A 13472-nucleotide genomic window follows, 5' to 3' on the forward strand; every position below is an offset into this window, starting at 1 on the left:
ATAAGGGGCGTAAGGGGTCGGTGAAACCGCAGCTTTATTGATCGTTTTGCCACCGATCGAGGGCTGGAACGTCACGCCACGCGTTTGGTGCGGCCAACAGGTTCAACCCGTCTATCTCGTGCCAGCTGATCAAGTTGTACCCCGTTCACAAGCTTGGTTGGGCGTTGATGGGCGAAAACGTGGATTTATCGCTTTTCACGGTCTTGCAATCGCCGAACCTCGCGGTTATTTGGGCCTCAGTGCCGGGGTAGCTCAATTGGTTAGAGCGCGTGGTTGTGGTCCACGAGGCAGTTGGTTCGAAACCATCCCCCGGTACCACTTTGCGCCAGCGTGGCGCTTTTCATCTAAACAATTAGTCTAACACAATCGTCTGGCGCAATGTGCCGGTTACTTGATCAAAGATCAGGATTTCGTCGTTTTCTGTCACCACCGCAAACCAGTCTGAACCAACGGTAAAGGCCGACGCCGTTGCGCCGTTTGGCAGTGTCACCTGTTCTGGCAGCGCCAACGGGGCAGGGGCCGCATTCAAGCGGATGACAAGCAGCGACACCACGGTTACAACGCCCACAATCATGATGATGGTCAGCACTGTCACCAATCGGCGCAGGAACCGCAAATTCGTAGGTTCCAAAGGGGTCTCTATGTCGTCCAACCGCATATCCTTTATTTTGGGCGATGAACCGCCCGCACGTCTTGATAAGGCGATTGCGCGTGACGTGCCAGAGGACGCGGCCCTTTCGCGCACGCGGCTGGCCCGTTTGATGGCCGAGGGAGCCGTGCGCGTGGATGGCGTCGTTGCCAGCGATCCCAAAGCCCGTGCCAAGGCGGGCGCCGTGATCGAGGTCGAGGTCGAAGAGGCCCAAGAAAGCCATATCCAGCCCGAAGACATCCCTTTGGATGTGGTGTTCGAAGATCCGCACCTGATTGTTGTGAATAAACCGACAGGCATGGTGGTGCATCCGGCCCCCGGATCACCGTCCGGCACGCTTGTGAACGCGCTGATGCACCATTGCGGCGACGACCTTTCGGGTGTTGGCGGCATGAAACGCCCCGGCATTGTGCACCGCATTGACAAAGACACCAGTGGGCTTTTGGTTGTGGCCAAAAGCGATGCGGCGCATCACGGGCTTGCCGCGCAATTCGCTGCCCACACAGTTGAACGGTACTACCGCGCTTTGGTGTACGGCGTGCCAGATGCCAACGATCCGCGGTTGCGCGGAATTAAGGGCACCAGTTTTGAACCGGGCAACGTGCTAAAACTGACCACGCAACTCGCGCGTCATAAAACCGACCGCCAGCGCCAAGCCGTTCTATTTCATGGCGGGCGGCACGCGGTGACGCGGGCGCGATTGGTGGAACGCTACGGTGCGCCCGAGGTCCTGGCGCAGGTTGAATGCTGGCTTGAGACGGGGCGCACCCACCAGATTCGGGTGCACATGGCCCATGCCGGGCATGGATTGATCGGCGACCCGGTCTATGGCGGGCGACGCAAGCTGGCCAAGGGTGCGTTAAGTGATGCGGCCATCGAAGCGATCTCGGGCTTTGGGCGACAAGCCTTGCACGCTGCTGTTTTGGGGTTCGAACACCCCGTCACAGGTGAAAATATGCGCTTTGAAACGCCTTTGGCACCAGATTTTCAAAAGCTTCTGGACAGCCTTTCCTAGGCGGTGACCGTCTGAACTGTAACAATCCACAGTTCGGAACCACTTGATCTAAAAAAGTTTGCGAAAAATTAACCTGTTTTTGCAATGAACCGCACGAGCGCGTGAAAATGGGACATGCGACCAGACTATGCGCGGAAAATGGATCAAGATTGGAACACGCACCACAACCCCTTGCGAGAACGGGGTGGAGCACCCATATAGATGTTAAGCCTCTAAACATGGATCAACCAAGGGGCACCTACGGAGGGATGACATGGCCAATTACGCAAATCTACCCGCACCCACCCCAGAAGGTGGTTTGAACCGGTATATGCAGGAAATTCGTAAGTTTCCTCTGCTGGAACCCGAACAAGAATACATGCTTGCCAAGGCGTGGGTCGAAAAAGAAGACACCGGTGCCGCGCACCAGATGGTCACCAGCCACCTGCGTCTCGCCGCCAAAATCGCCATGGGCTACCGTGGCTACGGATTGCCGCAGGCCGAAGTGATTTCAGAGGCCAATGTGGGCCTGATGCAAGCCGTCAAACGGTTTGACCCAGAAAAAGGCTTTCGCCTTGCGACCTATGCGATGTGGTGGATTCGCGCCTCGATTCAGGAATATATCCTGCGTTCTTGGTCTTTGGTGAAATTGGGCACGACGTCGGCGCAGAAGAAACTGTTCTTTAACCTGCGCAAAGCCAAGAACAAAATTGGCGCCTTGGAAGACGGCGATTTGCGCCCGGAAAACGTTGCCCGGATCGCAAATGATCTAAACGTGACCGAGGCCGAAGTGATCAGCATGAACCGCCGACTTTCGGGGGGCGACGCGTCGCTGAATGCGACGGTGGGTTCCGAGGGCGAGGGGACCATGCAATGGCAAGATTGGCTTGAGGACGAAAGCGCCGACCAAGCGGGCGACTATGAAGCCCGCGACGAGTTGGAAGTGCGCCGTGAAATGTTGACCGAAGCGCTTGATGTGTTGAATGACCGTGAAAAGGACATCCTGACTCAACGCCGCCTGTCTGAAAAAGCCATCACGCTCGAAGATCTGTCCGAGCAATATGGCGTCAGCCGCGAACGCATTCGCCAAATCGAAGTGCGTGCCTTTGAAAAGTTGCAGAAGAAAATGCGCGACATTGCGGGCACCAAAGGGTTGATGGCCTCTGCCTGATTGGCCGTGACATGATTGAAAGGGCTCTGCTGCAAAGCGGGGCCCTTTTTTTGTGCAGTGTTGGTGTTTGAAAACTCAGCGCGCCGACCACTAAACAGGGTAGGAATGGTACAACGGGTTTTGATTTGCCGACGTTGCAGGTAGCGTCGGCACCATGACACAGATCGTATTTCACGTGCCACGCAGTTGGTTAAGCTTTGGGGGCAAGGGCCTGCAACCGTTTTACCTGCGTTTAACCGATGGGCTACAGGCGCGCGGTGTCCGCATCGAAGTCGAAGTGCTTGACCGTGACACCTTGCCCGCGCGGGTCGAGGAAGACGACGCCATTCATGTGGTGCACCATGGTCGCTTTGCCCATCCTCGGGTGCGCAATGCAGATGTTGCCTATATTTACCCGTTCTGGAATTTTGACGCGCAGGGCATCCGCGCGTTTTCGTCGATCGCGCAAAAAGCCTTTCCCCAAGACGATATTGACCCCGAAATCGCGCGCCCGTTCTTTCGCCGCCTGCGTCAGCGCATGGTCGGGGGGCGGACGTCACGCTATGCGCAACCTGATGAGGTCACTGATTTGGGCAAGGTCGCAGCGGCTGTGTTCTTGCAATCCGAAGGCCACCGCGTCGTCGGGGAAACGTGTTATCTTGATCGATGGGAAATGCTCGACGGGGTGTGCGCCGCGATTGATGGGCCTGTCGTCGTCAAACCGCACCCGCGCGACCTTGACCCGGCCACAGCCCAAGGCCTGCGCGACCGTCTTGAACGTTTCCCGCATATGTCGATCAGTGATGGTAATATCCACGATTTGATCGCAAATGCTGACCGCGTTGTGACCATCAATTCTGCTGTCGGGATCGAGGCATACCTGCATCGCAAGCCCGTACTTTTGTGTGGCCAGTCGGATTTCCATCACGTGGCTGACGTCGCACGTTCAGTTGAGGATTTGACGCAGACCTTGATGCGCCCTCCGCGCAAACGGGCCTATGATAAATTCATCTGGTGGTATTTTGGCGATCAATGCCTCAGCAGCGTGGATGCTGATCTGGCTGACCGGGTGCTGGCGCGGTGTGGCTTGGGCTGACACTGGCGCTTGATGCCGGATTTGCGTCGGCTAAGGTGGAGTAACTTTAAGGGAGAAATAGATATGGCTGGTCCAATCCGATGGGGCATTCTGGGTGCTGCCAATTTTGCGCGCCAACATATGGCGCCGGCCATTCATGCCGCCAAGGGGGCGCGGTTGGCGGCTTTGGCCACGTCTGACCTGGCCAAGGCGACGGGTTTTACCAGCTTTTGCCCGGACCTGCGGGTGCACAACACATATGCTGCCTTGCTGGCTGATCCTGAAATCGACGCGGTCTATATTCCGTTGCCAAATCATTTGCATGTGGAATGGTCGCTAAAAGCACTGGCCGCTGGCAAACACGTGTTGTGTGAAAAACCGATGGCGATGGCGGCCGGCGAATACGACGCCTTGATCGCCGCACGCGATGCATCGGGGTATTTTGCAACCGAAGCCTACATGATTGTGCACCATCCCCAATGGCAGCGTGCCCGCCAATTGTACCGCGATGGGGCGATCGGGCGCTTGGTCCATGTGGACGGGCTGTTTGGCTATAACAACGCCTCTGACCCCGGTAATGTGCGCAACAAGCCCGAAACCGGTGGCGGCGGGATTCCTGATATCGGCGTTTATACCTATGGCGCGACCCGCTGGCTATGCGGTCAAGAACCGACCGAGATCACGCACGCAGATGTGGATTTTGAAAACGGTGTGGATGTTTTGGCGCGTGTCTCTGCGCGGTTTGACGGCTTTTCCGCCCATTGGATCAATTCGATGCGCATGCATCCGGTTCAAGACATGACCTTTGTTGGTGATGAAGGGGTGATAAAACTGACGGCCCCCTTCAACCCCGGCTCGTTTGGGACGGCACGGGTTGAATTGCATCAAGGAACGACAATCACCGAAGACCGCTTTCCCGGCGTGAACCACTATGTGCTTCAGGTCGAAGCTTTCGGCGCGCATCTGCGCGGTGGCGCGCCATTTGCGTGGCAGCTTGAGGATGCGCGTGGAACGCAAGCGATGATCGATGCGGTTTTTGCCAAAACGGCCAGCTAACGTTACCACGCCCGCTTTGTCAGGGAACCTGTCAGCTGGATTGCGCCGCGCAGATTGACCAATCGATTTGCGTGATTTTGGGCTCTGGCGCGCTGTCGGCGTCGGCACTGCGCAAGCGTAAAATCAGCTCGGCAGTCTCGCGCCCAATGCGGCGCGGCTGGGGGTCAATCGTGGTCAGGGTCGGGTGTGAAACGGCTGAAATTTCGTATGCGCCAAAGCCCGCGATACTGATGTCGCGGGGCACCTGAAGACCACGCCGCTGACATTCCGAGAGTGCCCCAAAGGCAATCGGATCAGCGACGCCGATCACCGCTTGAGTATCTGGCATTGCCTCAAGCAGTTCCGCCATCGCGCGCCCGCCCGCCTGCATGCCAAGCGGGGCTTGACCTGCGTTAATTAAGCGCGCGGCGTCCAACCCGTGCTGCTTCATGGCGGCAATAAACCCTTTGCGACGATCCGCGCCGCGTGTGTCGGCATTGGAATCGCCGCCAACAAATGCGATGCGGGTTTTGCCCTTGGCCACAAAATGATCGACAAGCGCGTGCATGGTGGCCGCATTGGAAAAGCCAACGACATATTGGATTGGATCGGCGGGCAAATCCCACGTTTCAATGACCGGAATACCAGCCCCCGCCAGCAGTTTGCGCCCATAATCGCTGTGGCGCCCGCCTGTGACCACAATGGCGTCAGGCTTGCGGCGCAGCAATTGCTCGATCAGCACTTCTTCGTCTGCGATGTTGTAACCGCTGTTGCCAAGCAGCACTTGCATTCCTGCTTCGGCCAAACGGTCTGACAGCGCGCCGACGGTGTCGGCAAAGTTTGCGTTGTTGATCGATGGGATGATGACGGCGACAAAATTTGTGCTTTGGGTGCGCAGATTTGCCGCTGTTGAATCAAAGACATAGCCAAGGTCACGGGCCGCTTGCAGCACTTTCTTGCGGGTGGCTTCGTTCATGGAACTGTCGGCTTTAAAGGCTCGACTGACCGTCATCACAGACACGCCCAAAGCGGCTGCAAGATCTTTCATTGTGACAGATGAACGTTGCATGACGGGGCCTTGTCTTAGCGCCTAAGGCTTGAATTTGATGGTCGAGGGGATGTGATGTTGATGCGCCCGTTAACGTTTTTGGTGGTCACGTCTTTGGATTGTGCACGGAATGCCTTTGTCTGAGCTGCCTGCGCATGACCGCGTATCGCATCCGCTCCGACCAGCTCGATTTCAAGGCTCATTGGGTCAATCCTTGCGTGGCCGCGATCAACGTTTTGATGATGTGATCGGGTGTGTTGTCGATATCGACGATGACGTGGGTTTCGTCTGAGGTTGGTAGTTCAAGCGTCGCCAATTGGCTGTCGAGCAAGGCAGGTGGCATAAAGTGCCCGGGGCGGTTGCTGACACGGTCCCACAACACGGCGCGTGTGCCGTGCAAAAGGCACATGACCACGCGCGTACCTGCCGTTTCGCGGATCAAGTCGCGATAACTGCGTTTTAGCGCAGAACAGGCGATGACGGTATTGGGGGTAAGGTGGCGGCCAACGTCCTTTAACCACGGGTGGCGGTCGGCGTCATTCAATGGTTCTCCGCGCGCCATTTTGTCGACATTGGCTTGGGGGTGCAGGCTGTCGCCGTCGATGAACTGCGCACCGATGGCGGCGGCGAAACCTGCGCCGATCCGGCTTTTGCCGCAACCCGATACGCCCATGACCACGTAAGCGGTGCTCATAGGGATGCGGTGATGCCGCCGTCGACAAAGACGGTTGTGCCGTTGATGAATGATGACGCGGCTGATGACAAAAAGATGCAGGTGCCAACCAATTCCTCTACATTGCCCCAACGCCCGGCAGGGGTGCGTTTGGACAGCCACGTGGTGAATTCGGGGTCGTCAACCAGCGCTTTGTTCAGTGGCGTGTCAAAGTAACCAGGGGCAAGGCCGTTGCATTGCAGCCCATGTTTTGCCCAATCCGTCGCCATGCCCTTGGTCAGGTTTGCCACGGCCCCTTTGGTCGCCGTATAGGGCGCGATGCCCGGACGGGCGAGGGCGGTTTGCACCGAGCAGATGTTCACAATCTTGCCCGCGCCGCGCTTGATCATGTGATTGGCACAGGCTTGCCCGACATGAAAAACCGAGGCGATGTTTGTCTGCAAAAGGCGCTCAAACGCGTCGGCAGGAAATTCTTCAAGCGGGGCGCGGTGTTGCATGCCTGCGTTGTTCACTAGGATGTCGATGGCGCCCACATCCGCTTCGAATGTGTCTACGGCAGCGCGCACTTTGGTATGATCGGTGGCGTCAAAGGGCAGCGTGTGCACGATCGCGCCTTCATCCGATAGCACCTTGGCGGCAGAGGCCAGTTTTTCAGTGTCGCGGCCATTCAACACGATCTCTGCTCCGGCGGCGGCCATACCGCGCGCAAGGGCAAATCCGATGCCTTGTGAAGATCCGGTGATAAGGGCGCGTTTTCCGCTTAGGTCAAAAAGGTTCAGGCTCATGGGGTTCCTTTTGGTCTCGACAAAGTGCTGTTGTACTCACTATGTTATCGATAACAATTAGAGTCAACACAGGATCAAACCGCCGTCTTGGGACAACTTAAAAGCCAAGTGAAAAACGGATGCGTATGGGTCGCCAAAAGGACATGCAGATGAAATCCATCGTCATTCACGCCGCAAAAGACCTGCGGATCGAAGAACAAACTGCACAGGCGCCCGGCACTGGTCAGGTGCAGATCGCCATGGCGGCGGGGGGCATTTGCGGATCCGATTTACATTATTTTAACCACGGTGGTTTCGGCGATATCCGGATCAAAGAACCGATGGTTTTGGGGCACGAAGTGTCGGGCCACATCACAGCATTGGGCGCGGGCGTCACGGGGCTAAGCGTGGGGCAGTTGGTCGCCATCTCGCCCTCGCGTCCGTGCAAAAACTGCACCTATTGTGACGCCGCGCTTTATAATCACTGCCTGAACATGCGTTTTTACGGATCGGCGATGCCGTTCCCGCACATTCAGGGCGCCTTTCGTCAGGTGTTGGTCGCGGATGCCAGCCAATGTGCGCCCGCGGATGGGCTTAGCGCAGGCGAGGCGGCAATGGCTGAACCGCTTGCTGTCTGTTTGCACGCGGTGAACCGGGCGGGGCCTTTGGTGGGGAAATCGGTTTTGGTCACAGGGTGTGGGCCGATCGGAGTTTTGTCCATTTTAGCAGCACGACGCGCAGGTGCGGATTTGATCGTGGCCACAGACCTAAGCGCGTTTACGCTGGGCATGGCGCAAACGGCGGGTGCAGATGTTGTGATCGATATGGCCAATGATGCCGAAGGATTGACCGAATATACCACCAACAAAGGCACGTTTGATGTGCTGTTTGAATGTTCGGGCGCGGCTGTGGCGCTGGCGGGCGCTGTTCCGGCCATGCGTCCGGGCGGGACCATCGTGCAGTTGGGTTTGGGGGGCGATATGACCGTACCCATGCAGGCGATGACGGCCAAAGAACTGTCGCTAAAGGGGTCGTTCCGCTTTCACGAAGAATTCCACACCGGGGTTAGCCTGATGCAGAAGGGTTTGATCAACGTCAAACCCTTCATCACCCAGACGTTCCCATTGGGTCGGGCTGTTGAAGCCTTTGAAATCGCAGGGGATCGCAGCTGCGCCATGAAGGCGCAGATTGATTTTAGCGCGAGCTAGACGTTTAGCTGTCTGCACCGATAGCAGCCAAGGCGGCTTGCGCCACTTCGATGTCCTGATCGCCAGTGCCTGACCCCACGCCGATGGCACCGACCAGATCGCCATTGATGCGGATCGGAAAACCGCCGGGCAGGCCAGTTAACGTGCCTTCAGTCGCCAAGGCAAAGGCGGTGCGCATGGCTTCGGGCAGCTTGGTGCCGGGCGCCCCGACCGAGGCGGCGGTCAACGCTTTGGCCATCGCACTTTTGCGCGCCAGAAAGCGGCCCCCGGTCATGCGCACTTCGCCCAGCAGTTCGCCACTGGCATCGAGGATGACGATGCACTGAGGCACACCGATTTCTTCGGCCTTGGCGATGGCGGCTGTGAGCATGGCCATTGTGCCTGAGTGGGTCAGTTGGGATGTGGGTACAAAATATGTCATGCGGGCCTCTGTCTGTTTGACGCTGTGAAGTGTTATCGATACCTATATCGCAATTGCGCAAAGGTTCCAGCCAATGTCGTTTTTTGAAGCCTCTGACCCCAAATTTGGCAGCTATGTCCTTGGAAACGCGCCGGTTAAACAATTGGCCACGGGGTTTGATTGGGTCGAAGGGCCTGTCTGGTTCGGCGATGCGGGATGTTTGCTGTTCTCGGACATTCCCAACAACAAAATCATGCGCTGGACGCCGGGGCAGGGGATATCTGTCTACCGCGCTCCGTCCAATTATTCCAATGGCCACACCCGTGATTTACAAGGGCGATTGATTTCTTGCGAACACGGAACCCGCCGCGTGACCCGCACCGAATATGACGGATCGATCACGGTGCTTGCGGATCAGTTTGAGGGCAAGCCGTTGAATTCGCCCAATGATGTGGTGGTGAAGTCGGATGGATCCATTTGGTTCAGCGATCCGCATTACGGGATCATGACCAACTACGAGGGCTTTCAATCGGCGCAGGAAAATCCGTGTGTCGTCTATCGTTTCACACCTGAAACTGGAACGCTTGAGGCCATGGTCACAGACATGAACTGCCCCAATGGGCTGGCCTTTTCGCCTGACGAAAGCTTGCTTTATGTGGCGGACACGGGGCGCATGTTTACGGATGATGCGCAGCACATTCGGGTTTATAATTGTACGCCTGATGGGGCGATTTCTGGCGGGCGCTTGTTTCACACAATCGATCCCGGAATCGCGGATGGCATACGTGTGGATACGGATGGCAACCTTTGGTCTTCGGCCGCTGATGGCGTGCATTGCATCGCTCCGGATGGGCATGTAATGGGCAAAATATTGGTGCCAGAACTGGTGTCCAACATCTGTTTTGGCGGTCGCGCCAAACATCAGCTATACATCACCGCGACAACCAGTCTTTATTGCATCACTCTCAACCGGCAAGGAATTCAAAGACCATGAGCCAAGCAGAAATCGGGCTAATCGGCCTGGGAACAATGGGCTCCGCCCTCGCGTTGAATATTGCGGACAACGGGTTTGACATCGCTGTGTTCAACCGCACGACCTCTGTCACGCAAGACTTCGCAAAAGAAGCAGGGCCGTTGGCTGACAAAATCACCCCAACAGAAAGCCTTGCTGACTTTGTGGCAGCGATCAAAGAACCGCGCGCGATCATTTTGATGGTGCCTGCGGGCGATCCTGTGGATGATCAGATCGCAGCGCTTGCGGATTTGATCGGCCCGAATGACCTGATCATTGACGCCGGCAATGCAAATTTCCACGACACAAACCGCCGCGTACGGGCGATCAAAACGCCGTTTCTTGGTATTGGCGTGTCGGGCGGCGAAGAGGGTGCGCGTTTCGGTCCGGCCATCATGGGTGGCGGCCCAAAAGAACACTGGGATCGTGTGTCGCACATCCTGTCGGCCATCGCCGCCAAGTTCCAAGACAGCCCCTGCGCCGATTGGATGGGCGAAGAGGGTGCAGGCCATTTCGTCAAGGCCGTGCACAACGGTATTGAATATGCCGACATGCAATTGATCGCAGAAACCTATGGGTTGATGCGTGATGGTTTGGGCATGGATTCTGCGGCCATTGGCAAGATTTTTGAAGGCTGGAACGAAGGGGTTTTGCAATCCTACCTTGTTGAAATATCGGGTAAAGTTGCAGGCACCGTGGATGCGGCGACAAATGCGCCATTGTTGGATGTAATTGTGGATGCTGCGGGCCAAAAAGGCACGGGGCGTTGGACAGCGATTGAGGCGCAGCACCTTGCCACGCCCATCCCTGTGATCGAAGCCGCTGTGGTCGCGCGCAACCTGTCTGCACGCCGCGACCAACGCGCCCGTATGGAAGAATTATTTGGCACTGGCCCCACGGCTATCAACGCCGATGATCTGCCTGTGTCACTGATGGAACAGGCGATGATTTGTGGCAAAATCCTGTGCTATGATCAGGGCTTTGGCATGATCCGTGGCGCGTCAGAACAGTTTGGGTGGAACCTGCAATTGCCCGCCATCGCCCAAGTTTGGCGCGAAGGTTGCATCATCCGGTCTGCCATGCTTGACGACATGGCCAGCGCCTTTACCGACGATGCGGATCGTTCGTTGATGGCCGCACCGTTCTTTGCCGATCTGATCAGCAAGACGCACGATTCCTTGCGTAAGGTGGTGTCTGTGGCTGCCCTGCACGGGGTTGCGGTGCCTGCACATGCGTCCGCCTTGGCTTACTTCGATGCAATGCGCACGGGACGTGGTACGGCGAACATGATCCAAGGACAGCGGGATTTCTTTGGCCTGCATGGCTTTGCGCGGCTTGATGACGGAACCAGCGACAACCACGGGCCTTGGGCTTAATCGACTAGCCCGCGTATGGTGGTGGTGCGTTTGAACGCTAAACCTCTCAAAATAACCAAAGGCGTCGCGTGATTGCGACGCCTTTGGTGTTTCTAGGGGTTATTCGTTTTCCATCTCTTCGAGTTCGTCGATAAAGCCGGAAATCATCGCCAACCCTTTGTCCCAGAACTTAGGGTCCGACGCATCAAGGCCGAAAGGTGCCAGCAGTTCTTTGTGGTGCTTTGATCCGCCCGCTTTCAGCATGTCAAAGTACTTTTCCTCAAAACCCGGCGTTCCGTCAGCATAGACAGAATACAGCGCGTTCACGAGGCCATCACCAAAGGCATAGGCGTAAACGTAAAATGGCGAATGCACGAAGTGGGGGATATAGGCCCAAAACGTTTCGTACCCGTCCATAAAGTCAAAGGCTGGCCCAAGGGATTCCGCCTGCACCGACATCCACAGTGCGTTGATGTCGTTGGGGGTTAACTCTCCGCCGCGGCGCGCATCGTGTAATTTGCATTCAAAGTCATAAAACGCGATCTGACGCACGACGGTGTTGATCATGTCTTCGACTTTACCAGCCAGCATAACTTTGCGTTGCGCTTTGTTCTTTGCACCGTCCAGCATTTTACGGAAGGTCAGCATTTCGCCAAAGACAGATGCCGTTTCGGCCAAAGTCAAAGGCGTCGAGGACAGCATTTCGCCCTGTTCGGCGGCCAACACTTGGTGCACGCCGTGACCCAATTCGTGGGCCAAGGTCATCACATCGCGTGGTTTGCCCAAATAGTTGAGCATCACATAGGGGTGCACATCGGTTACGGTGGGGTGGGCAAAGGCGCCGGGTGCTTTGCCGGGCTTTACACCAGCATCAATCCAGCCATCTTTAAAGAACGGCTTGGCAATTTCGCCCATCCGCGGATCAAAGGCGTTATAGGCGTCCATGACGGTCTTCTCGGCCTCGTCCCAATCGACAATACGCGGATCTTCCATGGGTAAAGGCGCGTTGCGATCCCAGACTTGCATGCGATCAAGGCCAAGCCATTTGCGTTTCAGTTCGTAATAACGGTGGCTTAGCTTGGGGTAGGCGGCGACAACGGCATTGCGCAGAGCTTCGACCACTTCGGGTTCGACATCGTTGGACAAGTGGCGCCCGGTTTGGGCCGTGGGCATACCGCGCCAACGGTCTAGGATTTCTTTTTCCTTGGCTTGCGTGTTGTGAACGCGGGCAAAGGTTTTGATGTTGCTTGCAAAGACTTCGGCCAATTCGCGCGCTGCGGTTTCGCGTTTTTTGCGGTTTGGGTCGGTCAGGAAATTCAGCGTGCCTTCGATGTTGAGCGGCTCGCCATCGATGTTGAACTCAAGACCTGCGATGGTTTCGTCAAACAGCCGCTCCCACGCATCACCAACAACGCCAAGATCGTGCAGAAACTTTTCCATCTCGTCCGAGAGTTGGTGAGGTTTCATGGCGCGAATGCGGTCAAAAACCGGTTTATAACGCGCAAGGTCTGCGTTTTGGGCCAGCAGACCGTTTAGGTGGTCATCTTCGAGGCGGTTTAATTCTAACGTGAAAAACACCAACGGCGTGGTGAAATTTGTGATCTGTTCTTGCATGTCGGACATGAATTTCGCCCGGCCCGCATCGGTGGTCAGTTGATAATAGCGCAGGCCCGCATAGGACATGATGCGCCCCGCGACCTGGTTGATGTGTTCTTGGCGTTTGATGCAGTCGAGAAGCCCGGCGGCGTCAAGCGCGTCCAACTTGCCCTCGTAATCAGTGGCGAAACTGGTGCAGGCACTTTCCAACCAATCAAGATCGCGTTTCAGTTCTGGCGCGTCTTCGCCCGCGTAAAGATCATCAAGGTTCCATTCGGGTAAATCACCCAAAGGTTGGGCCCCTGCAGAAGCGTTGATGTCGCGGACGGGGAAGGGCAGTTGGAACATGGATAAACCTCTTTGGTGCTTTGCGACATAGGTATGGGCGGAACGGGTTGGGGGCAAGGGTTTCGCCGCACTTGCGTGCGTCGACAGACTGGAGGGCCAGCCCTCCAAACCTCCCGGAGTTTATTTGGCAAGATGAAAAGGATCAGAGGTGGATTAACCGTAGGT

14 protein-coding genes and 1 tRNA gene are annotated in these 13472 nt (G+C 56.6%); 8 read left to right on the plus strand and 7 right to left on the minus strand.

Annotation, left to right across the window (positions count from 1 at the left end; genetic code table 11):
• Positions 1-241: 241 nt before the first annotated feature.
• Positions 242-318, plus strand: a tRNA-His gene (locus ABJF76_RS08505).
• Positions 319-352: 34 nt separating this feature from the next.
• On the opposite strand, the gene ABJF76_RS08510 is transcribed toward ABJF76_RS08505, so the two are convergent.
• On the minus strand, positions 353-652 hold the full coding sequence (locus ABJF76_RS08510) for a DUF6476 family protein (protein ID WP_413821139.1): 300 nt from the start codon (positions 650-652) through the stop codon (positions 353-355).
• Between ABJF76_RS08510 and ABJF76_RS08515 the strand changes: the two genes are divergently transcribed.
• The 4 genes from ABJF76_RS08515 to ABJF76_RS08530 all read left to right on the plus strand — a co-directional run bounded on the left by ABJF76_RS08515 (position 642) and on the right by ABJF76_RS08530 (position 4924).
• Positions 642-1664, plus strand: a complete 1023-nt coding sequence (locus ABJF76_RS08515) for an RluA family pseudouridine synthase (protein ID WP_413821140.1) — start codon at positions 642-644, stop codon at positions 1662-1664. The genes ABJF76_RS08510 and ABJF76_RS08515 overlap by 11 nt on opposite strands.
• A gap of 253 nt (positions 1665-1917) precedes the next feature.
• Positions 1918-2814, plus strand: a complete 897-nt coding sequence (gene rpoH / locus ABJF76_RS08520; protein ID WP_413821141.1) for an RNA polymerase sigma factor RpoH — start codon at positions 1918-1920, stop codon at positions 2812-2814.
• A 154-nt stretch (positions 2815-2968) separates the two neighbouring features.
• Positions 2969-3889 carry a hypothetical protein gene (locus tag ABJF76_RS08525; protein ID WP_413821142.1) on the plus strand — a complete coding sequence of 307 codons (921 nt, stop codon included), beginning with the start codon at positions 2969-2971 and terminating at the stop codon, positions 3887-3889.
• A 63-nt stretch (positions 3890-3952) separates the two neighbouring features.
• Complete coding sequence (locus ABJF76_RS08530) at positions 3953-4924, plus strand: Gfo/Idh/MocA family protein (RefSeq protein ID WP_413821143.1); 972 nt, start codon at positions 3953-3955, stop codon at positions 4922-4924.
• A gap of 31 nt (positions 4925-4955) precedes the next feature.
• On the opposite strand, the gene ABJF76_RS08535 is transcribed toward ABJF76_RS08530, so the two are convergent.
• The 4 genes from ABJF76_RS08535 to ABJF76_RS08550 are packed head-to-tail and all read right to left on the minus strand — an operon-like array spanning position 4956 to position 7409.
• A complete protein-coding gene (locus ABJF76_RS08535; protein ID WP_413821144.1) occupies positions 4956-5972 on the minus strand; it encodes a LacI family DNA-binding transcriptional regulator in 1017 nt (338 codons plus the stop codon).
• A 14-nt stretch (positions 5973-5986) separates the two neighbouring features.
• A complete protein-coding gene (locus ABJF76_RS08540; protein WP_413821145.1) occupies positions 5987-6154 on the minus strand; it encodes a hypothetical protein in 168 nt (55 codons plus the stop codon).
• Entirely contained in the window at positions 6151-6645 is a 495-nt protein-coding gene (locus ABJF76_RS08545) for a gluconokinase (RefSeq protein ID WP_413821146.1), read from the minus strand. Before ABJF76_RS08545 ends, ABJF76_RS08540 begins: the two co-directional genes overlap by 4 nt.
• A complete protein-coding gene (locus ABJF76_RS08550; protein ID WP_413821147.1) occupies positions 6642-7409 on the minus strand; it encodes an SDR family oxidoreductase in 768 nt (255 codons plus the stop codon). Before ABJF76_RS08550 ends, ABJF76_RS08545 begins: the two co-directional genes overlap by 4 nt.
• A gap of 149 nt (positions 7410-7558) precedes the next feature.
• On the opposite strand from ABJF76_RS08550, the gene ABJF76_RS08555 reads away from it, so the two are divergent.
• The gene (locus tag ABJF76_RS08555) at positions 7559-8596 is read left to right on the plus strand and encodes an L-idonate 5-dehydrogenase (protein WP_413821148.1); all 1038 of its coding nucleotides are present in this window, start codon (positions 7559-7561) and stop codon (positions 8594-8596) included.
• Between the two features lie 4 nt (positions 8597-8600).
• On the opposite strand, the gene ABJF76_RS08560 is transcribed toward ABJF76_RS08555, so the two are convergent.
• Positions 8601-9017: a GlcG/HbpS family heme-binding protein gene (locus ABJF76_RS08560; protein ID WP_413821149.1), complete on the minus strand. Its 417-nt coding sequence runs from the start codon at positions 9015-9017 to the stop codon at positions 8601-8603.
• Positions 9018-9090: 73 nt separating this feature from the next.
• Between ABJF76_RS08560 and ABJF76_RS08565 the strand changes: the two genes are divergently transcribed.
• Both ABJF76_RS08565 and gndA read left to right on the plus strand, forming a co-directional pair.
• Positions 9091-9990 (plus strand): SMP-30/gluconolactonase/LRE family protein, encoded by a 900-nt coding sequence (locus ABJF76_RS08565; RefSeq protein WP_413821150.1) that lies wholly within the window; start codon positions 9091-9093, stop codon positions 9988-9990.
• Positions 9987-11384, plus strand: a complete 1398-nt coding sequence (gndA, locus tag ABJF76_RS08570) for an NADP-dependent phosphogluconate dehydrogenase (protein ID WP_413821151.1) — start codon at positions 9987-9989, stop codon at positions 11382-11384. Before ABJF76_RS08565 ends, gndA begins: the two co-directional genes overlap by 4 nt.
• Before the next feature lie 99 nt (positions 11385-11483).
• Here the strand turns inward: gndA and ABJF76_RS08575 are convergent, their stop codons facing one another.
• Positions 11484-13307: a M3 family oligoendopeptidase gene (locus ABJF76_RS08575; protein WP_413821152.1), complete on the minus strand. Its 1824-nt coding sequence runs from the start codon at positions 13305-13307 to the stop codon at positions 11484-11486.
• Between the last annotated feature and the right edge of the window lie 165 nt (positions 13308-13472).

Source organism: Tateyamaria sp. (genome assembly GCF_039940735.1).
GTDB lineage: Bacteria > Pseudomonadota > Alphaproteobacteria > Rhodobacterales > Rhodobacteraceae > Tateyamaria.